Genomic DNA, 20,691 nt, shown 5'->3' with positions numbered 1-20,691 from the left:
ATGACAAGGGAGTTGGAGGAAAGCAATCAAAGAGGCCCGCCGCCCGGGAGGGCTCCCGGGCGGCGGGCCTTTCGGCTGTCCGTGTCACATGGGCATGGGAGCGAGGTCGCACTCGATGCGGCGGCGCTGGCGGGCGGCCTGGAGCCAGGGGTGGTCGTTGCGCAGCACCGCGGCGAGACCCTCCACCGCCTTGCGCTGGATCACGTCGGCCTCGTCACCGCGCCCGAGGCCCCGCAGGTCGAGGGCGAGGTTCGAGGTGCAGGAGAGGGTCAGCGGATGGTCCTCGCCCGCCACCTCGGTGAGCAGCGGCAGGTTGGCCGAGTCGATCGCGTGCGCCCGCTCGAAGTCGAGCCGCGCGTAAGCGGTGTTGGCCTGGCCGATGCCGACGGTGAGGGTGAGGATGTGGCGGGCCCCGACGGTGGCGCTCAGCCGGCGTGCCACGTCGTCCTCCAGCTCCTGCGCGGTGTCCAGGGAGCCCAGGGCCCGCTCGGTGGCGGCCAGGTTCGCCCTGGTGACCAAGGTGTGCGCGTGGTCCGCGCCGAGACGCCGCACCAGCCTGTTCACCGTGGACTCGGCGATCCGCAGGGATCCTTCCAGGTCCCCGGCCAGACGCCGGTCGACGCAGACGTTGGTCGCCGTGGTCAGCGAGTCCATGTGCTCGTCGCCGTAGCGGGACTTGAAGTTGCGCAGGGTCTCCTCGGCGAGCTTGGCCCCCTCGGCGAGGTCTCCGTCCCTGCGGCGGCAGACCGCGAGGTCACGGGCGATGCGCAGCGTCAGCGGGTGCTTGTCGCCGAGCGCGGTGAGTGCCCGGCGGTAGACGTCCTCCTGCCATTCGCGCGCCTTCGGGTACTGGCCCGCCTCCCGCGTGTCGATGCCGACGCAGTGCAGGGTGTTGAGCGTGAAGAAGCTGGCGTCGCCCAGCAGCAGGTCGCGCTGGCGGGCGGTCTCCTGGTCCAGCGGCAGCGCTTCCTTGAACTCCCCGCACAGTCTCAGGTCGACGCCCCAGCTGTGGCTGCTGCGCAGGGCGGCGGGATCGTCGGGGCCGAACAGCGAACGGGCGAGTTCCGTGGCCTCCTTGCCCAGGTCCCGCGCCTCCTGGAAGCGACCCTGGTACCGGTGGGCGTCGGACATCTCGCACAGGGAGTCGATGAGCTCCTCCGGCTCGACCTGCACCCGGCGGGAGACCTCCAGCGCCTTCTCGGTGAGCGGGATCGACTCGGCGATCTGACCGACCTGGCGCAGCAGGAAGCCCAGGCCCTTGGTCATGCGGATGACATAGATGTCCTCCTCGCCGGAGGCGGCGAGCCAGGCGCTCCACGCCTGCCGGCCGAACACCGCGGCGCCCTCGTGGTCGCCCCAGTAGTAGAGGAACCACATGGTGTCGTAGACCAGGTCGCGCACATAGGGGTCGGTGCTGGTCACCGCCTGGGAGGCGAGGACGTGGGGCAGCAGCGCCTGGTAGTCACGCCAGCCTTGGGAAGCCCCGTAGGAGCCCCGGTTGGCGGCGGACAGCAGCTGGTGGGCGGCGTCCCGCATCCGCTCGCGCTCCTCCTCGCTCAGCTTGGCGAGGAGCACGGTCTGGAGCAGGCGGTGCATCTGCAGGGTGCCCGCGCGCGGGTCGACCTTGATCAGGGAGAACTGGCTGAGGTCGCGGATGGCCCGGTTCAGTTTGATCGGCTCGCGCAGCATCGGGTCGATCTGCGGCGTGATGTTGACGCCTCGGCTGCTGCGCAGGATCGACCTCGGGATCGGCTCCGGCGCCATGCTGGCGCAGATGTCGAGGAGCTGCCGGGCGCCCGGGTTGTTCTCCTTGATGCGCTCCAGGGAGATGTCCCAGGCGGCGGCGACGGAGACCGGATAGTCGGGGCTCTGCTCGATCTCGAGGATCTCCGGGCTGCGCTGGGCGAGCAGGTCGAGGTACTCGTCGACCTCCATGCCGGTGACGCCGAGCCAGGCACCGGCCTGCTCCACGGCGAGCGGCAGGTCGCCGAGCGCCTCGGCGAGCCGGTCGGCGTCCTCCCGCGGCAGGTCCTGGGCGCGCTTCTGGAGCAGCTCGATGGACTCGTCGCGCTCGAAGACGTTCACCGGCAGCGAGCTGGCCACCCGTTCCCAGCCCCGGTTCCGGGAGGTGACGATGACCTTGCCCGGCCCGTTGTGGGGGAAGTAGCCGCGTACCGCGTCGATGTCCTCGGCGTTGTCGAAGACCAGCAGCCAGTTGTCGTACGGCGATCCGGTGCGCAGCGCCTCCAGGACGGCGGGCACGGCGGTGTTGGCCGCGGCGGCGCCCACGCTGTCCTGGCCGGCCGGGGCGACGCCCAGCTGGGAGGCGAGGGAGGACAGCGCGGCCAGGATGAGGCTCTCGCGTTCGGCGGGGATCCAGCAGATGATCCGGTAGTCGCGCTGGTGGGTGTAGATGTACTCCAGCGCCAGTTGCGACTTGCCGACGCCCCCGAGGCCGTGCAGGGCGTTGGGCAGCACGGCCGCGGTGTCCTGGGCGGCGAGCTGCTCCTCCACGGCCCTCAGCAGCGCCTGGCGGCCGACGAACGAGGTGTTACGCATGGGGACGTTCACCAGTAGGGCCGGCGTCGCGGTCGTGGTGCTCTGCATGAGCGGCTCTGCCTCCGGGGTCTCTTGTCGATGCGCACCGGCCGTCGGAGACGGCGCGGATTCTCCAGTCAGATCGGAATTTCCCGAATCCGGTTCACTGCCCGCTGGGCTGGATGGAGTCGTATCGCCCGTGTTATTCACCTGTGGGGGTGGATGTGCGGGCGCGCTGGTCTCGACTCGCTCGGCCGCGGGGGGCGCGTGCCTGGACAGATTCGGTTCGATGCGCCTGGCCCGCTCGGAGTAGGGGCCCGACAGGGCTCGCATCACCGCCAGTTCGCTGCGCGCCCAGCCGCGCTCGGCGGGGTCGGGCAGGCTGGTCCGCAGCGGGTCGTGCAGGGCGGCCCGCAGGGCGACGCCCCGTTTCCCGGCGGCGGGCAGCTCGCCCACCACGCTGACGGTGTGGGCGAGTTGGCTGCGGGTGGTGGTCGCGAGCAGTGCCTCACGGACGCCCTCGGCGAACTCGGGGCGCCCTTCCTCTCCGCCCTCCCAGTCGATCAGCCCGCCCATGAGGATCTCGGCGAGGTGATCGGGGCCGGTCTCCGGCATGACGCGTCGCCGCAACTGCTCGACGAGGTCGAAGTCGAAGGGAATGGCGGCCAGTTGGGTGGCTAGCCGGCGCGCGGAGGGGGTGGCGAGACTGAAGAAGCGTCGTACGGCGGCGGTGGCGGCGCGTGGGAGGCGCGGGGCGCGCAGACCGAGAGCGGGCGCGCCCTTGCTCAGGGCGCCCGCCAGCACCACGGGCAGCGAACGCCGCACACCGCGCCCGCCGGTGACCAGGTCGGACCAGGCGGCGAGGGAGGCCGGTTTCAGTGAGAGGACCGGGACGGCGACGGAGCCGTCGCCCGCCTCGGGCAGCGGCCGCATGGGATCGGGGCCGCCGGGCGGCGCCCAGTGGCCGAGGCCGTCGTTGGGGGCGCCGAAGCCGCCGGCCTCCAGAACGGCCGGGTAGGGGTAGAGCGAGGACCGGTGGCGCAGATGCGGCGGCAGCAGGTGGACGAGGGCGGTGGGGCCGGCGTGGGCGAGACGGCCGAGGAGTTCGTCCGCCGCGGTGGCGGCCCAGCCGTGGGCGAGTCCGTCGGTGACGACGAGGAAGATCCGGCTGCCCCGGCCGTCGAGCAGTTCGGCGGGGTCGGAGACCGCCCGTCCCGTGGACCAGCGCAGGGTGGCGGTGCCGGTGCGCGGCACGGTCGCCCGGAGGGTGCGCACGCTCCGGAAGGCCCCGCTGTGCTCGGCGGCGCGGGCCAGGCGCGCGGCGCTCTCCTCCCAGATCCGCATCGTGGGCGCGTCGTCGAGCAGGAGCACGAGGTCGAAGGCGGAGATCCGGGCGGGCCGCAGGAACGGCATCCACAGTCCGTCGACGAGGCCCTGTTCGGCGGTGGTCTCCTCGTCCAGCTCCAGGTGGTCCCGGGACGGGATGCGGCGGGCCAGATGGTGCAGGGCGCGCGCGAGCAGGGCCGTGACGCGGCCGGGGCCGGACGGGTCGGGTTCGGGCCGGGGCAGCAGCGGCGGCCCGAGGTGCAGGGTGAAGCGGCCTTCGGGGTGGGGTAAGAAGCGGTCGGCGGCCCGGGCGGCGGCGCGGTCGGCGGGCGGGGCCGGTGGGGCGGGGGCGCGGCTCTTCGACGGCGGCTCGGGGCCGGTGTCCTCGTCGCCGGCCGGGGGCAGGCCGGGGAGCGCGTCGTCGGTCACGGGCGGCCGGGCCGGCCGTGCGGTCTGCTCGTCCTGCGGGAGTTCGGCCGCCGGGGCCGGGGCGGGCGTCTCCTCGGGCGCGTCGCCGGAACCGCCGTACCGGCTGCGGTGCGCGGCGAGCCATACCGCGTCGGCGAACTCCTGCCAGCGCGGTACGTAGTGATCGGGAGCGGCCGGAACCCGGTCTCCGCGCTCGCTCGTGCGGGCGAGCGGCTCGGGGTACACCGAAGGAGGCGGCGGTCCCGATGCGGGATCCCCGTCGCCCGATCCGGATGCGCGCTCCCGGGTCATCAGCGGCCCTTCGCGAGGTCGCGGAGCAGCAGTTCGACGAGCTTACGCCCGTCACCGTCCGCCTGGAAACCACCCGCGGTAGTCATCTGGACAGCGTTGAGCAACTGGTCGAGGGAGTGGACGCCGCCCGCCTGGACCCGCTGAACGAACAGGTCGACGAGGTCTTCGGTGCCTCGCGGCCTGAGTCCCAGATGGCCTTCCACCATGGCCAGTAGTTGCTCCCGGGTGGGGGTGTGCATCTCCATCGGCAGGCAGCGGCGGCGGAAGGCGGCGGGAAATTCCCGCTCCCCGTTGCTGGTGATCACCACGACCGGGAACTCCCGGCACTCGACCCGTCCGCGCCGCACCACGGCCCGGCTTCCGGGGTCACTGGTGTGTACGCTCGCCGCGTCGGCGGCGTCACGCACCAGCTCCGGAACCTCATAACTTCCATTCTCCAGAACGTGCAGCAGGTCGTTCGGCAGGTCGATGTCACTCTTGTCGAGTTCGTCGACGAGAAGCACCCGGGGCCGTTCGTAGGGCAGCAGGGCGGTGCCCAGCGGGCCCAGTGTAATGAACTCGCCTATAACCGGCGCAAGTTGACGATCATTTGACAGGGGCGACGGGTTGACGGGCTGTTCGCCGTCTTCGAACACCGGCTCCGGGCGGGCCGCGTCGCGCAGTCCCGCCTGCCAGGCGGCGATGGCCTGGGCGCGGCCCATGGCGTCGTGGACGTACAGGCCGTCCCGCAGGCTGGTCCGGCTCACGATGTTCCATTCCAGTACCCGGCCGAGCCCCAGTTCGCGCGAGATCAGGTAGGCGAGCGTCGACTTGCCGACGCCGGGCGGGCCGGTGATCAGCAGGGGGCGGCGCAGCAGCAGGGCGGCGTTGACCGTCTCTATCTGCTCCCCGTCGAGCTGGGGCGTGAGGCCGCCGGGTCCCAGGCGGCGCAGCGCGGCCTCGGTGTCGTCCGGGGGCGGGGCCTCGACCGGGCCGCCACGGAACCTCCGCCACGGCGGCGGGTCCGGCAGCACGGGTGGGGTGTCCTGCGGGTGTCCGGTGGCGTGGAAGACGCGCCAGTCGTCCGCGGCCGTCCGTTCCTGTGCGCTCATGCCGAAGCCTCCTAGCTCAGCTGGCGAGACCGCCGGGGTCGGTGGTCAGGGTGTCGACGACGCGCGTGGGGTCGTCCCATAAGAATCCGACATTTCTGGCAAGATATTGCACCGCGTCCTCCGCTCCGCTCTCGGCGTTCAGACGCATGCGGTGAATCACGGAAGGAAGCTGCACGGGCAGCGTGACGGCCGCGAAGACCGCGGTCACCACTTCGCGCCGCTCCTCCTTGAACACACCTCTGCGGTCCCATACGGCCAGCCCGACCCCCTCCGCGATCGCCGCTTTGAGTGCCTCCAGCGCGGACGCCCCCGACGGCGCGTCCAGCAGCACCGCCGTACTCCTCGACTCCCCCGCGAGCGCGATCTGCCACGCGCGCAGCCGCCGGGCGTCCGCCTCCCTCCAGGAATGCACCGTGATGCCATGCTGCTTCAGAGCCGCCCAGCGCCGCTGCCACTGCTGCCGGACCACGGCGTTGTCCGTACGCATGCGTTCAAGGCTGCGTAGATGCACCCCGTACCGCAGGCCGAGCGGAGTGGGCTCACCGTCGCCGATGGCGAACGTCAACCCCGCCACATCGTGGTTCATCAGGTCGTACGGAAGGAGGAACTCTATGTACGCAGGCGGTTCCCGGAGTCCGCTCGTGTCCGGCTCGCGCGGCACCAGCCAGAGCCGGGTGCCGCGCCGGAGCGCCTTGTCCACCGCCCGGCCGAGGTCGTCCAGGGGAATCGTCTCCGGCTCGCCGGGGCGTGGGTCCCAGCGACCTGGGGTCGCGTTCGTCCAGGTCCGCACGACCACGTCCGAGCTGCCGTCCCGGGCCGGTTCCACGGCGACGACGAGGGTGCGGGGGATGTCGGGCGACCACACCACCGCCGCGCGCCTCTCCCGGCGCCGCGCCAGCTCCGCGACCAGCCCCGCGCGCCCGGCCCAGTCGTCGACCCACGCGGTCAGCGCGAGACGGTGTTCGACGGTCCGGGCGAGACGGGCCGCGTGGTCGAGCAGGACGACGACGGGCGGCAGGCCGTCGTCCTGCGCGTTCCATTCGAAGAGGTACGCGAAGAGCTGCTCGGGGGTGAGTCCGTCGGGGAGGTCGAGGCCCACGAGCTCCTCGGCCAGCCCGTCCCGTAATCGCGCGGCGGGCAGGTCCCCGCGGGAGAGCGCGACGCGGGCGCTCTTCTCGTCCTCCTTGGACAGCGGTCCGGCCACGGCGGGCACGGGAGCGATCAGCCGTGCGAGTTCGTCTCCGGCCGGAGCGCCTTCGAGGATGCGGACCACTCCGACCAGTACGTGCTCCCCGCCCGCCACGCTCATCGCGGCGGTCACCAGACTCACCACGTCCTCACGGAGCCTGACACCGCGTACGTCCACCTGCCGGTGGAGCTGGCCCCCCAGCAGACTGGCGAACTGCACCCGGCTCGGCGCGTCCTCCACGCAACCCAGTTCGCAGAGGACGTCGGTGAGCTGCAACAGCAGCTCGAAATCGGGCTGCTGTCCGGATTCGCGTCTGGACCCGCCGGGCGCCGCACCTGTCTGCACCGACTTTCCCCCTGAGTCGGTTCACCTGCCTGACCGACCTGCGAAGTTAGCACGGCAACCAGCGGTTAACCAGGGACTGTTGGGATCGGGGTCACAGCCTCGGGTCCACCGGCTCCGACTCCAGTGCCAGCACCCCGAAGACCGCCTCGTGCACCCGCCACAGCGGCTCGCCCTCCGCCAGCCGGTCCAGGGCCTCCAGTCCCAGCGCGTACTCGCGGATCGCCAGCGACCGCTTGTGGTTCAGGAACCGCGAGCGCAGGCGGGCGAGGTTCTCCGGGCGCGTGTACTCGGGGCCGTAGATGATCCTCAGGTACTCGCGGCCGCGGCACTTGACGCCGGGCTGCACCAGGCGGCCCTCCCTGTCGCGGACCAGCGCCCCGACCGGCTTGACGACCATGCCCTCGCCGCCCCGGCCGGTCATCTCCAGCCACCAGTCGACACCGGCCCGGACGGACTCCGGGTCGCCGGTGTCGACGTACAGCCGCCGGGTGGTCTGGAGCAGGCCGCTGCCGTCGTGCTCGACGAGCCGGTCGAGCAGGGCGAGCTGCTCGTCGTGCGGCAGCGCGGCGAGGCTGCGGCCCTGGACCGCGAGGAGCTGGAACGGCGCCAGGCGGACGCCGTCCAGGCCGTCCGTGGTCCAGCAGTAGCGGCGGTACGCGTCCGTGAACGCGGCGGCGTCGGCCGACCGTTCGCCGGTGCGGGCCAGCAGGTCCGTCACGTCCACGCCCCGCGCCGCCGCGCCCCGCAGGGCGGCCAGCGCCTGCGGGAGCACCGCGCCGGACGCGGCGCCCACGGCGGCGTACTGCGACCTGAGCAGCCCGGACGCCTTCAGCGACCAGGGCATCAGTTCGGCGTCGAGCAGCAGCCAGTCCGTCTCCAGCTCGTCCCAGAGCCCGGCCTCGCCGGCCGCCGTGCGCACCCGGTCGAGGATCTGCTCGGTGAGGGCGTCGTCGTCGAGGAACGGGCGGCCGGTACGGGTGTAGAGGGACCCGGTCGGCCCGTCCACGCCGAAGCGCTTGCGGGCCGCCTCCGCGTCGCGGCACACCAGGGCCACCGCCCGTGAGCCCATGTGCTTCTCCTCGCACACGACCCGGGCGACACCGTCCTCGGCGTACTTCGCGAACGCTTCGGCCGGGTGCTCCAGGTAACCCTCGCGGTGACTCGTGGCCGTCGGGGCCATGGTCGGCGGGAGGTACGGCAGCAGCCGCGGGTCCACCGCGAAGCGGCTCATGACCTCCAGGGCCGCCGCCGCGTTCTCCTCGCGGATCGAGATCCGGCCCTGGTGCCGGGTCTCCACGACCCGCCGGCCGTGCACGTCCGCCAGGTCCAGCGGGCGCCCGTCGTGCCCGCCGGGGGCCTCGGTGCGCAGCGGCTTCACCGGCTCGTACCAGACCCGCTCGGCCGGTACGTCGACCAGTTCGCGCTCCGGCCAGCGCAGCGCGGTGAGCCTGCCGCCGAAGACGGCGCCGGTGTCCAAGCAGATCGTGTTGTTGAGCCAGGTGGCCTCCGGGACCGGGGTGTGGCCGTAGACCACGGCGGCCCGTCCCCGGTACTCCTCCGCCCACGGGTAGCGCACCGGCAGGCCGAACTCGTCCGTCTCCCCGGTCGTGTCGCCGTACAGGGCGTGGCTGCGGACCCGGCCGGAGGTGCGGCCGTGGTACTTCTCGGGCAGCCCGGCGTGGCAGACGACCAGCCGGCCGCCGTCGAGGACGTAGTGGCTGACGAGGCCGTCGATGAACTCCCGCACCTCGGCGCGGAACTCCTCGCTCTCGCCCGCCATCTGCTCGACGGTCTCGGCGAGGCCGTGGGTGTGCTGGACCTTGCGGCCCTTGAGGTGACGCCCGTACTTGTTCTCGTGGTTGCCGGGCACGCACAGGGCGTTGCCGGACTTCACCATCGCCATCACGCGGCGGAGCACGCCCGGGCTGTCGGGGCCGCGGTCGACCAGGTCGCCGACGAAGACGGCCGTACGGCCCTCGGGGTGGACGCCGTCGGTGTAGCCGAGCTTGGCCAGCAGCGCCTCCAGTTCGGCGGAGCAGCCGTGGATGTCGCCGATGATGTCGAAGGGGCCGGTGAGGTGGGTCAGGTCGTTGAAGCGCTTCTCGGTGACGACGGTGGCGTGCTCGGCCTCCTCGACACCGCGCAGGACGTGCACCTTGCGGAAGCCCTCGCGCTCCAGGTGCCTGAGAGAGCGGCGGAGTTCGCGGGTGTGGCGCTGGATGACCCGGCGGGGCATGTCCGCGCGGTCGCGGCGGCCCGCGTTGCGCTCGGCGCACACCGCCTCGGGCACGTCGAGCACGATGGCTATGGGCAGGACGTCGTGCCGCTTGGCCAGGTCGATCAGCTGCCGTCGGGCGTCGGGCTGCACGCTGGTCGCGTCCACGACGGTGCGGCGGCCCGCGGCGAGGCGCTTGCCCGCGATGTAGTGCAGGACGTCGAAGGCGTCCTTGGTGGCGCTCTGGTCGTTCTCGTCGTCCGAGACGAGACCGCGGCAGAAGTCGGACGAGATGATCTCGGTCGGCTTGAAGTGCCGGTGCGCGAAGGTGGACTTGCCGGAGCCGGAGGCGCCGACGAGCACCACCAGGGAGAGGTCGGTGACGGGCAGCACGCGCCCCTTCGGGGCGTCGGCCTTGTTCTGTACGTCGGTCATGCCGCCTTCGCCTCCTTCGGGGTGGTCAGGGTGAACACGGCCATCTGGGTGGGTGGTCCCACCTCCGGGTCGTCGGGGCCGACGGGTTCGAACCCGACGTCGTAGCCGTGGCGTGCGGCCACCGCCTCGGCCCAGGCGCGGAACTCCGCGCGGGTCCACTCGAAGCGGTGGTCGCCGTGCCGGACATGGCCGGCCGGGAGGCTCTCCCACCGCACGTTGTACTCGACGTTCGGGGTGGTCACGAGGACCGTGCGCGGGCGGGCCGAGCCGAACACGGCGTACTCCAGGGCGGGCAGCCGGGGCAGGTCGAGGTGCTCGATGACCTCGCTGAGCACGGCGGCGTCGTACCCCTTGAGCCGGCGGTCGGTGTACGCGAGCGAGCCCTGGAGGAGCTGGACGCGCGCGGCCTGCCGCTCCCCCATGCGGTCCAGCTTCAGCCGCCGGGAGGCGATGGTCAGCGCCCGCATCGACACGTCGAGACCCACGATCTCGGTGAACGCCGGGTCCTTGAGGAGCGCCTGCACCAACTGGCCCTGGCCGCAGCCGAGATCGAGCACCCGGGCGGCCCCGGAGGCCTTGAGCGCGGCGGTGATCGCCTCCCGGCGCCGGACCGCCAGCGGGGTGGGCCGCTCCTCGGTCTCGGTCTCCGCCTCGACCGCGTTGTCGATCTCCTCGACCTCGCTGTCGTCCGTCTCCGCGAGCCGCACCAGCTCCAGCCGCTCGGTCGCCTGCCGGGTCAGCGACCAGCGGCGCGAGAGGTAGCGGCTGGTGATCAGCTTCTGCTCCGGGTGGCCGGCCAGCCAGCCCTCGCCGGCGCGCAGCAGCTTGTCGACCTCGTCGGGGGAGACCCAGTAGTGCTTGGCGTCGTCCAGGACCGGGAGGAGGACGTACAGGTGCCGCAGGGCCTCGGCGACGGTGCGGTCGGCGGACTCCAGTTCGAGTCGGACGTAGCGGGAGTCGCCCCACGCGGGGAACTCGGTGTCCAGCGGAACGGGTTCGGCCGTGACCGTCCAGCCGAGCGGCTCGAAGAGCGCTCGTACCAGCGCGGGGCCGCCGCGGGCCGGCAGCGCGGGCACCTCGATCCGCAACGGCCGTGGTGTCGAGGGCAGTTCGGGCCGGGCCTGGCACACGCCGCGCATCGCGCTGGAGAACACACCGCTCAGCGCCACGGCGAGGAGGGAGGAGGCGGCGTAGGGGCGGTCGTTGACGTACTGCGCGAGAGCCGCGTCCGGGGCGCCGCCGCGGCCCTTGCTCTTGCCCCGCCGGACCAGAGCCACCGCGTCCACCTCCAGCAGCAGCGCCGCCGTGCAGCGTTCGGCGTCCGCCTCGGGGTAGAGGACGTGGGCCGTGCCGTAGGACGTGGAGAACGCCTGCGCCTTCTCGGGATGCTTGTGCAGCAGGAAGCCGAGATCGGTGGCGGGACGCTCCGGGGTGCCGGTGGTGGTGAGGGTCAGGAACACGGTGGGTCGACCTCGATCAGTGGTCTGAACTGCGGATACGCACACGGTACCGAGTGGGCACCGGCAGCACCCGGGAATTTTCGCCGGCGGCCCGGGAGACCCTCGACTTCGACCGGCCACCCCTCTGCGTGGCGGTCGCCCGCAAGCCGTGACGAAACGGCCCCCGGCGGATCGTGCCCCACGGGCCGATCCGCCGGACGGCCGTCACGCCGCGTCCGTCCTCAGGACAGCTGCGACTGCACCTGCGAGGAGATCAGCTCCAGGTGGTCGAGGTCGTCCAGGTCGAGGATCTGGAGGTAGATGCGGCTCGCGCCGATCTCGGCGTAGCGGCCGATCTTGTCGACGACCTCGGCCGGGGAACCGGCCAGGCCGTTGAGCTTGAGCTCGTCGGCCTCACGGCCGATGGCGGCGGCCCGGCGGGCCACCTCCTTCTCGTCCCGGCCGACGCAGACCACGAGGGCGTTGGAGTACGTCAGGTCGTCGCCGCCGCGGCCGGCCGCCTCGGCGGCGGCGCGTACCCGGCCGAACTGGCGCTCGCTGTCCTCGATCGAGGCGAAGGGCATGTTGAACTCGTCGGCGTACTTCGCGGCCAGCCGCGGGGTGCGGGTGGCGCCGTGACCGCCGACGAGCACGGGAATCTTCGCCTGCGCGGGCTTGGGCAGCGCGGGCGAGTCCGTGAGGTCGTAGTACGTGCCGTGGAAGTCGTAGGTCTTGCCGAGTTCCGTCGCCCACAGGCCGGTGACGATCTCCAGCTGTTCCTCGAGGCGGGCCAGCTTCTCCTTGGGGAAGGGGATGCCGTAGGCCTTGTGCTCGTCCTCGAACCAGCCGGCGCCGAGGCCGAGCTCGACACGGCCGCCGGACATCTGGTCGACCTGCGCGACCTGGATGGCCAACACGCCGGGCAGCCGGAAGGTGCCGGCGGTCATCAGGGTGCCGAGCCGGATGCGCTTGGTCTCACGGGCGAGTCCGGCCAGGGTGATCCAGGCGTCGGTGGGGCCGGGCAGGCCGTCCACGGAACCCATGCGGAGATAGTGGTCGGAACGGAAGAACGCGTCGAATCCGAGGTCTTCCGTGGCCTTGGCCACGGTGAGCAGAGTGTCGTAGGTCGCCCCCTGCTGGGGCTCGGTGAAGATGCGAAGGTCCATGATCCCATCCTGCACGCCGGGGCGCGGGACCACGAGGTCGGTCCCCCGCGCCTCCCCGTCCCCGGTCGGGTGAAATTACGTCCATACCGGGTCTGCCCCGTGACCGGGCCAGTGACCGGCCCCGGCGGTGATCGTTGGCTCGGGCGGAGCCGGAGCCCCCGGCTTCCGCGCCGGGCGGTGAACGCCGGGGCGTCACCCGCGTCGGCCTCCCCGTGGGGCCATGGGCCGAGGAGGCCGTCATGTCCGAAGAGACAGTGCCGCAGCAGGGCGGGAGCGGGCAGCCGAAAGGGCTGTTGCAGCAGATGGAGGAGCTGATGGCGGCGTTGAACGCGGATCTGTCGGCGTTGGACGCGGACCTTCAGGCGGCCGGGGACGGCGGCCGGGGGGCCGGCTCGGGCGAGGAGGGGCAGGCCGGCTGAGACCCGCCCCCCGCTGCGCCCTATCCCGCCTCCATCTCCGGTAAGACCTGCTCCCGGTCCGCGAGTCTGCGGAGCATCTCCAGGACGCGGTCGCGGGACTCGTCCGCCGCGTCGATGGCCTCCATGCACTGCCAGTACGTGCCCTCGTCGTCCGCGGCGCAGGCGAGGCCGACCAGGGCGATACCGACCTCGCCGAGGAGGCCGCCGAGGCACATCAGGGTCTGACGGGCGTCGCCCAACTCGGTGAGCTGGCCCGCCCGCAGCTCGCCGGGGGCCAGTTCGGGCGGGTCGAGGACGCCGCAGCCACGGCCCGCCAGTTCGGTCAACCCCAGTGCCTCGCCCCGCAGTTCGGGCGGGCCTGAGACGGCCAGCCGACTCCCTATGGCCTGTGCGAGAGCCTGCGCCTGCCACACCTCGGCCAGGATCTCCGGCACGTCGCCGCCCGCGGCCAGGGACCGCCTGCTCGTCACGATGAGCCGCACCGCTTCCATGCGCTGCCCCCGTCCTGTCGCGACGCGCTTGGCGCGTCCATCCGCCCGAACTCCCTTGTTCACTACCCAGAGTGAAGGGCTCTGAGACGAAAAGCCAGAGGAAGACGGAAATTAGCGGACAACAATTCGGCTTCGGGCCGCGTTTTGGTTACTCACTGTACAAGCGGACGATCCGAATCCTAGAGGGGGAACCTCCGCTCGTTCCGGTCGATCTTGGCGTCCAGCGCCGCCAGCGGGTCGATGCCGAGCACCTCGCACAGCTGGAGCAGATACGCGAGCACGTCGGCGACCTCGTCGGCGACGCGGTGCGCGGTGTCCGGGTCGGTCATGACGCGGGCCGACTCCTCGGGCGTCAGCCACTGGAAGATCTCGACCAGTTCGGACGCCTCCACGCTGAGCGCGGCGGCCAGGTTCTTGGGGGTGTGGTACGGCTGCCAGTTCCGCGCGGCCGCGAACTCGGCCAGCCGGCGTTGCAGTCGCGCCACGTCCAGGGGCTCGCCGTGGGGTCCGGGCTGCGGTTCGTCGCGGGGATCAGTCACGGCTCAGGTGTACCACCGTGACGCCCTCCGCCCCGTCGGCCCACGAGGCGTCGCTGACCGCACCGACGAGCCGGATGTGCCCGCGCTCGCACATCCGGGCCGCCAGCCGCAGCAGTTCGTGGCGTTGCCCTGTGTCGAGGTTCCGGTCGAAGCCGTCGGCGAGGACGGTGAGCGTCTGGAGGGCGGCGGGCACCTCTCCGGCCGGGTCGACCTCCAGGACACCGGGGCCGGTGAAGAGGACCAGCGCAAGGGCCAGGTACCGCAGTTCGCCGTCGCCGAGCCGCCGCAGGTCCGTCGCGGTGCCGTCGCCCCGGTCGAGGGCGGCACGGAGGGCCCCGGCCCGGCTGCCGGTGCCGTTCGGCCGGGCCCGCGCGTCCCGCGCCGGCCCGGGCAGGACGGCCGGCGCGGGTCCGGCGAGGACGTCCGACGCAGGTCCGGCGAGGACGTCCGACGCAGGTCCGGCGAGGACGTCCGACGCAAGTCCGGCGAGGACGTCCGACGCAGGCCCAGCAAGGACGTCCGCCACCGGTCCCGCGCAGCCGGCGCGTACCGCGGCGACGAACTGCGCGTGCCGGCGTGCGCATTCGGCGCGGGTGCGCCACAGGACGTCGGCGAGGTTTCCGCAGCCGCCGAGCAGCCGTCCGGAGCCGGCCGGAACCGGGCCGCGCATCCGGGCCGGATCGGGGTCGCAGGCGAAGACGGAGCGCAGGGCGACCACCATCTGCTCGGCCGCGGCCAGCACCCTGCGCTGCCCGGGCGTCTTGCCGGCCACGCGCAGCGGCAGCAGGGCGGTACCGAGCCGGTCGTCCGGCAGCGGACCGCGGGTGACGGGCGTCGGTCCGGCCGTGTGCCAGGCGGCCTGCACGGCACGTTTGCCGGGGTCGCGCAGGGCGGTCTCCAGCAGGACCAGTCCGTCGGCGGTCAACCGCTCCCCCACGACGCGCAGTTCGGGCTCGGCCTGTACGGCGACGTCGAGCCGGACGGGTCCGGCCGGGCCGTCGGCCGTGCACCCGATCCGGAAGCCGCGCCGGCGCTGCGCGTCGGGCCGGGCCCGCTCCGGCACACAGGCGACGGGGTCCGGGAACGCCTCACCGAGCCCGGCGCCGCCCCCGAGCCGGGCGAGCGCCTCGTACGCCCGCAGCGCGCTGGACTTGCCGCTGCCGCTGGGACCGGCGAACAGGGTGAGCGGCCCGAGCGGGAGCACGGCACGGCGGTGGGTGGTGAAGGCGGACAGCCGCAGCTCGGTGATCCGGGGGCGGCCGGTGCGCACGGCGCCGTCCGCGGGAGGGCCGGGCTGTACGAGGTGGGCGGGAGCGGGGGGCTGGGTCATATCCGGACGGTAGGGCGTCGCGGAGCACCCCCGGCAGGACGAACCGTTCCGTCTGCGGGGCCTTCCTACGATCGAGCGACCCGGCCCCGGGGCGGGGAGTCACATCCCCGGAAGGCCGACCCCCTCCATCAGCCCGGTCACCTCGGTCCCCGCCGGAGTCAGCAGGAACACGTTGCGGTCCACCCGGTGCATACCGCTCGCCAGGCCGAAGACCACACCCGTGCTGAAGTCGAGAACCCGCTTGGCGACATCCGTCTCCGCGCCGGTCAGGTCGAGCAGCACGGGCACGCCCGCCATCAGCCTCTCGGCGACGTCACGCGCGTCGGCGAAGACATTGACGCGCAGGACCACGAAGCGGCGGCGGGTCTGTGTCTCGGCCTCGGGTATGGACCGCCGGCCGACGGAGGAGGGCCAGGCGTCCCGGCCCCGCAGCGGCACGACCTGGGCGAGCCCCTCCCACTGTTCGTCGGTGACATCGTGGCTGTTCACCGGCATGCTCCGTCCTGGCTCGCACTGGCTGTCTGCATCGGCCAATTGTTGCGCACGGTCACCCGTTCGGCCCAACAGCGACACGCTCCGCGACGCCAAAGCACCTCACAACGGCCGGAAGGCGGCTGTGTGACGGGCGTAACTCGTAGTGATCAAGCGAAGTGACACCCGCGTAACGGGACGTTCGTACCGTCGACGGCATGACCACGACCCCCCGCCCGCGGCCGGAGACGCGGCAGGTGCGCACCGTCTGCTCGTACTGCGGTGTGGGCTGCGGCCTCGTCCTCGATGTCGGGACGGGGCCGGACGGGCGGCGCACGGTCCTGAAGGCCTCCGGCGACAAGGCCCATCCGGCGAACGCAGGCCGGCTGTGCACCAAGGGCGCGACCACGGCCGACATGCTCGCCGCGCCCGGCCGGCTGACCACCGCGCTGGTCCGAAACGACCGGGGCGAGGAGCCGGTGCTCTCCCCCGCCGCCGACGCGATCGCCGAGACCGGCCGGCGGCTGCGCGAGATCGTCGAGACGCACGGGCCGGACGCGGTCGCCCTCTACGTCTCCGGGCAGATGAGCCTGGAGGCCCAGTACCTGGCGAACAAGCTGGCCAAGGGGTTCGTGCGGACGAACCGGATCGAGTCGAACTCGCGGTTGTGCATGGCGAGCGCGGGCACCGGCTACAAACTGTCGCTGGGCGCGGACGGGCCGCCCGGTTCGTACGAGGACTTCGAGCAGGCCGACGCCTTCCTCGTCATCGGGTCGAACATGGCCGACTGCCACCCGATCCTCTTCCTGCGGATGATGGAGCGGGTCAAGGCCGGCGCCAAACTGATCGTCGTCGATCCGCGCCGGACCGCCACCGCAGCGAAGGCCGACCTGTTCCTCCAGGTCAGGCCGGGAACCGACCTCGCGTTGCTGAACGGCCTGCTGCATCTGCTGCACGCCGGCGGGCACACCGACGACGAGTTCGTCACGGCGCACACCGAGGGCTGGGAGGCCCTGCCCGAATTCCTCGCCGACTACACCCCGGCGGCGGTCGCGGAGATCACCGGGCTCGCGGAGGACGACCTGCGCGAGGCCGCAGGGCTGATCGGCGCGGCCGGCCGGCGGTGGATGAGCTGCTGGACCATGGGCCTCAACCAGTCCACGCACGGCACCTGGAACACCAACGCCCTGGTCAACCTGCACCTGGCGACGGGGGCGATCTGCCGGCCCGGCGCCGGGCCGTTCTCCCTCACCGGCCAGCCCAACGCCATGGGCGGGCGCGAGATGGGCTACATGGGCCCGGGTCTGCCGGGCCAGCGGTCGCTGCTCGTGGCGGAGGAACGGTCGTTCACCGAGGAGGTGTGGGAGCTGCCGCCCGGGACGCTGCGCGCGGACGGGGCCGGGCAGGGCACGGTCGAGATGTTCCGGAAGATGGCCGAGGGGGAGATCAAGGCCTGCTGGATCATCTGCACCAACCCCGTCGCCTCCGTCGCCAACCGCCGCACGGTCATCGAGGGCCTGGAGGCCGCCGAGTTCGTCGTCACGCAGGACGTGTTCACGGACACCGAGACGAACGCGTACGCCGACGTCGTCCTGCCGGGCGCGATGTGGACCGAGTCGGAGGGCGTCTTCGTCAACAGCGAGCGCAACCTCACGCTGACGGGGCGGGCCGCGGACCCGCCCGGGGAGGCGATGGCCGACTGGCGGATCATCGCGGAGGTGGCGTGCGCGATGGGGTACGAGAAGGCGTTCTCGTACGACAGCGCCGAGCAGGTCTTCGACGAGATCCGGCGGTTCTGGAACCCGAAGACCGGGTGGGATCTGCGCGGGGTGTCCTACGCGCGGCTGCGCGAGACATCCGTGCAGTGGCCGGCCGCCCGGGAGGACGGGCCGGCGCGCAATCCGATCCGGTACGTCGGGGACGGTGAACCGCGCTTCCCGACCGAGAGCGGTCGTGCCGTCTTCTTCGCCCGGCCCCATCTGCCCGCCGAGGAGATGCCCGACGACGACTATCCGTTCGTCCTCAACACGGGGCGGGTGCAGCACCAGTGGCACACGCTCACCAAGACCGGGAAGGTCGCCAAGCTCAACAAGCTGAACTCCGGGCCCTTCGTGGAGGTGCACCCGCGGGACGCGGACGCGCTCGGCGTCGCCGAGGGCGATCTGGTCGAGGTCGCCTCACGGCGTGGGCGGGCCGTGCTGCCGGCGGTCGTGACGGACCGGGTGCGGCCGGGGTGCTGCTTCGCGCCGTTCCACTGGAACGACCTGTTCGGCGAGTACCTGAGCATCAACGCGGTGACGAGCGACGCGGTGGATCCGCTGTCGTTCCAGCCGGAGTTCAAGGTGTGCGCCGTGTCGCTGGCGAAGGTGGCGACGCCCGGCGACGAGGAACCGGCGGCCGTCGTCCCCACGGCCGTGACGCCGCGCGGAGCCGACCCCTTCGGGCTCGAACCCTCCCCGCCGCCGGTGCTCTCCGCACAGGAGCGGCGGTACCTCACGGGCTTCCTCGCCGGGCTCGGCTCGGGCGCCCCGGGCGTGCCGGTGCTCCCGCCCGACGCGCCCTTCTCCCTCGAGCACGCCCTGTGGGTCAACGGCGTCCTGGCCGGTATGTACTCGCGGAGCACGACCGCGGCGCCGCAGGAGCCGGCCGGCCGTGAGGTCGTGGTGCTGTGGGCGTCGCAGACGGGCAACGCCGAGGAGTTCGCCGCCGCCACCGCCGAGCGGCTGACGGCGACCGGGCACCGTACGACCCTCGTCGGCATGGACGAGATCGAACTCGGCACGCTCGCCCGCACCGCCGACCTGCTCTTCATCACCAGCACCTTCGGGGACGGCGACGCGCCGGACAACGGCTCCGGCCTGTGGGACGAACTCGCCGCCGAGCAGGCACCCCGGCTGGACGGCGTGCGGTACGCCGTGCTCGCCTTCGGCGACTCCTCGTACGACGACTTCTGCGGGCACGGGCGACGGCTCGACGCGCGCCTCGACGAACTGGGCGGGGTGCGGCTGGCCCCACGTACGGACTGCGAGCCGGACTACGACAGCTCCGCCGGGGCGTGGCTCGACCAGGTGCTGTCGGCGCTGGGCGGGACCACCACGCAGGAACCGGAGCCGACGCCCGCACCCCGGCCCGAGGCCAGGTCCAAGCCGCCGGCCACCACCGCCCGGCTCGTCGGCAACCGGCTGCTCAGCCGGCCCGGCGCGGGCAAGGAGGTCCGGCGGTTCACCTTCGACACGAGCGGGACGGACCTGGCGTACGAGGCCGGGGACGCGCTCGGCGTGCGGCCGGTCAACTCGTCCGCCCTCGTGGCGGAGTGGCTGGCGGTGACCGGACTGGACGCCGGGGCGGCCGTCGAGGTGGGCGGTGCGGGCGAGGTGCCGTTCGCCGAGGCGCTGCGCCGGCACCTCGACATCACCAGGATCACCCCCGACCTGCTGCGCTTCGTCGCCGAACGGGCCCGGGACGACCACGAGTTGCGCAGGCTGCTGCGGCCCGACAACAAGGACGGTCTCGCGCAGTGGAGCTGGGGCCGGCAGGCCGTGGACGTCGTCGCCGAGTACGCGGCGCGGGCGAGTGCCCAGGAGTGGGTGGGGGTGCTGCGCACACTCCAGCCTCGGCTGTACTCCATATCGTCGAGCCCCCTGGTCGACCCGCGGCAGGTGTCGCTGACGGTGTCCGTGGTGCGGTACGAGAACCTGCGCGGGCAGGCCCGCGGCGGGGTGTGCTCGCCGTTCCTCGCCGACTCCGGGCCGGACACCGAGGTCCCGGTGTTCGTGCAGCGCTCTGCGCACTTCCGGCCTCCGGCCGACGCGTCGGCACCGATGGTCATGGTCGGCCCCGGGACCGGCGTCGCGCCGTTCGTCGGGTTCCTCCAGGAGCGGCGGGCGCTGGGCCACCGGGCCCCCAACTGGCTGTTCTTCGGCGAGCAGCACCGTGCGACGGACTTCTACTACGAGGAGGAGCTGACGGCGCTGCTCGACGAGGGCACCCTCACCCGCCTGGACACCGCCTTCTCCCGCGACCAGCGCAACAAGGTGTACGTGCAGGACCGGATGCGCGAGCACGGGCCGGAACTGTGGCACTGGCTGCGGGACGGCGCCCGCTTCTACGTGTGCGGCGACGCCTCGCGGATGGCGAAGGACGTGGACCGGGCGCTGCGGGACATCGCGGTGGCGCACGGCGGGCTGAGCGAGGCGGAGGCCGCCGCGTACGTGAAGCAACTCGCGGCGGACAAGCGGTACGTGCGGGACGTGTACTGAGCCCCGGCCCGGGTGTCCGGATCGGTTGCGCGCGTTCACCTCGTCGCCGCGGACGCTGTCGAGCACGGACGTGCGGCGGGTGGGTGCGTGCGGCGGCCTGAGGTCGGATTCAGGCCGCGGCCCGGACGAAGCGGAGGGTGGCGGTGACGGTGGTCCGGCCGCGGATCATGCCCAGCTGGTTCCAGCCCATGCCGAACTGCTCGCGGTCCACGCTGAACTCCGCCTCCAGGGTGAGCCCCGCCGTGTCCCCGTCCCTCAGCCGTGCCGTGAGGGAGAGCGGCCTGCTGACGCCGCGCACGGTGAGCCGGCCGACGACGTGCACCTGGTCGCCGTCGCGGAGCTCGGCGCTGTCGGCCGCGAAGGTGATCTCGGGGTGGTTCCCGGCGTCGAAGAAGTCGGCGGACTTCAGATGGGTGTCGCGCTTGGCGTTGCCGGTGTCGAGGGTGGCGACGTCGAGCGTCAGGGTGCCGACGGCGGACCCGTCGGGCCGGACCTCGCCGGTGCCGCTGACGGCGCCGAAGCCTCCCTTGACGGTGACCAGGCCCCACATGGTCCTGTGCCGGATGCCGACGGTCGAGGTGGTCGTGTCGAGCTGCCACAGTCCGGTTTCCACGGCGACGGTCATGATCGTTCTCCCAGCAAGTGGTTCAAATTTGGATGACTACTCGGCACGCTAGCCGCTCATCCAAAATTGGACAACCCTTCTGCTCCAAATTTG

Annotated in this window: 13 protein-coding genes; 2 read left to right on the top strand and 11 right to left on the bottom strand. The window is 72.5% G+C overall.

What is annotated here, in order from left to right; translation table 11 throughout:
* Nucleotides 1-84 precede the first annotated feature (84 nt).
* The 6 genes from fxsT to ABEA82_RS23945 all read right to left on the bottom strand — a co-directional run bounded on the left by fxsT (nt 85) and on the right by ABEA82_RS23945 (nt 12,464).
* Entirely contained in the window at nt 85-4,584 is a 4,500-nt protein-coding gene (fxsT, locus tag ABEA82_RS23970) for an FxSxx-COOH system tetratricopeptide repeat protein (protein ID WP_345663676.1), read from the bottom strand.
* Nucleotides 4,584-5,675, bottom strand: a complete 1,092-nt coding sequence (locus ABEA82_RS23965) for an AAA family ATPase (RefSeq protein ID WP_345663675.1) — start codon at nt 5,673-5,675, stop codon at nt 4,584-4,586. Before ABEA82_RS23965 ends, fxsT begins: the two co-directional genes overlap by 1 nt.
* 16 nt (nt 5,676-5,691) lie before the next feature.
* Nucleotides 5,692-7,209: a VMAP-C domain-containing protein gene (locus ABEA82_RS23960; RefSeq protein WP_345663674.1), complete on the bottom strand. Its 1,518-nt coding sequence runs from the start codon at nt 7,207-7,209 to the stop codon at nt 5,692-5,694.
* A 91-nt stretch (nt 7,210-7,300) separates the two neighbouring features.
* Complete coding sequence (locus tag ABEA82_RS23955; RefSeq protein ID WP_345663673.1) at nt 7,301-9,859, bottom strand: polynucleotide kinase-phosphatase; 2,559 nt, start codon at nt 9,857-9,859, stop codon at nt 7,301-7,303.
* Complete coding sequence (locus tag ABEA82_RS23950) at nt 9,856-11,319, bottom strand: 3' terminal RNA ribose 2'-O-methyltransferase Hen1 (protein WP_345663672.1); 1,464 nt, start codon at nt 11,317-11,319, stop codon at nt 9,856-9,858. The genes ABEA82_RS23955 and ABEA82_RS23950 overlap by 4 nt, the downstream gene beginning before the upstream one ends.
* A 221-nt stretch (nt 11,320-11,540) precedes the next feature.
* Entirely contained in the window at nt 11,541-12,464 is a 924-nt protein-coding gene (locus ABEA82_RS23945) for an LLM class F420-dependent oxidoreductase (RefSeq protein WP_345663671.1), read from the bottom strand.
* A 239-nt stretch (nt 12,465-12,703) separates the two neighbouring features.
* On the opposite strand from ABEA82_RS23945, the gene ABEA82_RS23940 reads away from it, so the two are divergent.
* A complete protein-coding gene (locus tag ABEA82_RS23940; RefSeq protein WP_345663670.1) occupies nt 12,704-12,883 on the top strand; it encodes a hypothetical protein in 180 nt (59 codons plus the stop codon).
* 20 nt (nt 12,884-12,903) lie between these two features.
* Here the strand turns inward: ABEA82_RS23940 and ABEA82_RS23935 are convergent, their stop codons facing one another.
* The 4 genes from ABEA82_RS23935 to ABEA82_RS23920 form a co-directional block, all read right to left on the bottom strand.
* Complete coding sequence (locus tag ABEA82_RS23935) at nt 12,904-13,374, bottom strand: DUF6099 family protein (protein WP_345663669.1); 471 nt, start codon at nt 13,372-13,374, stop codon at nt 12,904-12,906.
* Nucleotides 13,375-13,553: 179 nt separating this feature from the next.
* Nucleotides 13,554-13,913, bottom strand: a complete 360-nt coding sequence (locus tag ABEA82_RS23930) for a nucleotide pyrophosphohydrolase (RefSeq protein ID WP_345663668.1) — start codon at nt 13,911-13,913, stop codon at nt 13,554-13,556.
* Nucleotides 13,906-15,243: an AAA family ATPase gene (locus tag ABEA82_RS23925; RefSeq protein WP_345663667.1), complete on the bottom strand. Its 1,338-nt coding sequence runs from the start codon at nt 15,241-15,243 to the stop codon at nt 13,906-13,908. Before ABEA82_RS23925 ends, ABEA82_RS23930 begins: the two co-directional genes overlap by 8 nt.
* 99 nt (nt 15,244-15,342) lie before the next feature.
* Nucleotides 15,343-15,738, bottom strand: a complete 396-nt coding sequence (locus ABEA82_RS23920) for a cell division protein SepF (protein WP_345663666.1) — start codon at nt 15,736-15,738, stop codon at nt 15,343-15,345.
* Between the two features lie 194 nt (nt 15,739-15,932).
* Between ABEA82_RS23920 and ABEA82_RS23915 the strand changes: the two genes are divergently transcribed.
* Nucleotides 15,933-19,973, top strand: coding sequence for a bifunctional nitrate reductase/sulfite reductase flavoprotein subunit alpha (locus tag ABEA82_RS23915; RefSeq protein WP_345663665.1), 4,041 nt, complete (start codon nt 15,933-15,935; stop codon nt 19,971-19,973).
* Between the two features lie 109 nt (nt 19,974-20,082).
* Here ABEA82_RS23915 and ABEA82_RS23910 read toward each other — a convergent pair whose 3' ends face one another.
* Nucleotides 20,083-20,598: a YceI family protein gene (locus tag ABEA82_RS23910; RefSeq protein WP_345663664.1), complete on the bottom strand. Its 516-nt coding sequence runs from the start codon at nt 20,596-20,598 to the stop codon at nt 20,083-20,085.
* Between the last annotated feature and the right edge of the window lie 93 nt (nt 20,599-20,691).

Origin of the sequence: Streptomyces venetus, assembly GCF_039540295.1 — a bacterium.
Taxonomy (GTDB): Bacteria; Actinomycetota; Actinomycetes; order Streptomycetales; family Streptomycetaceae; genus Streptomyces; species Streptomyces venetus.
Note: the sequence above shows the minus strand (reverse complement) of the source record. Positions and strands in the feature narration are given on the sequence as shown.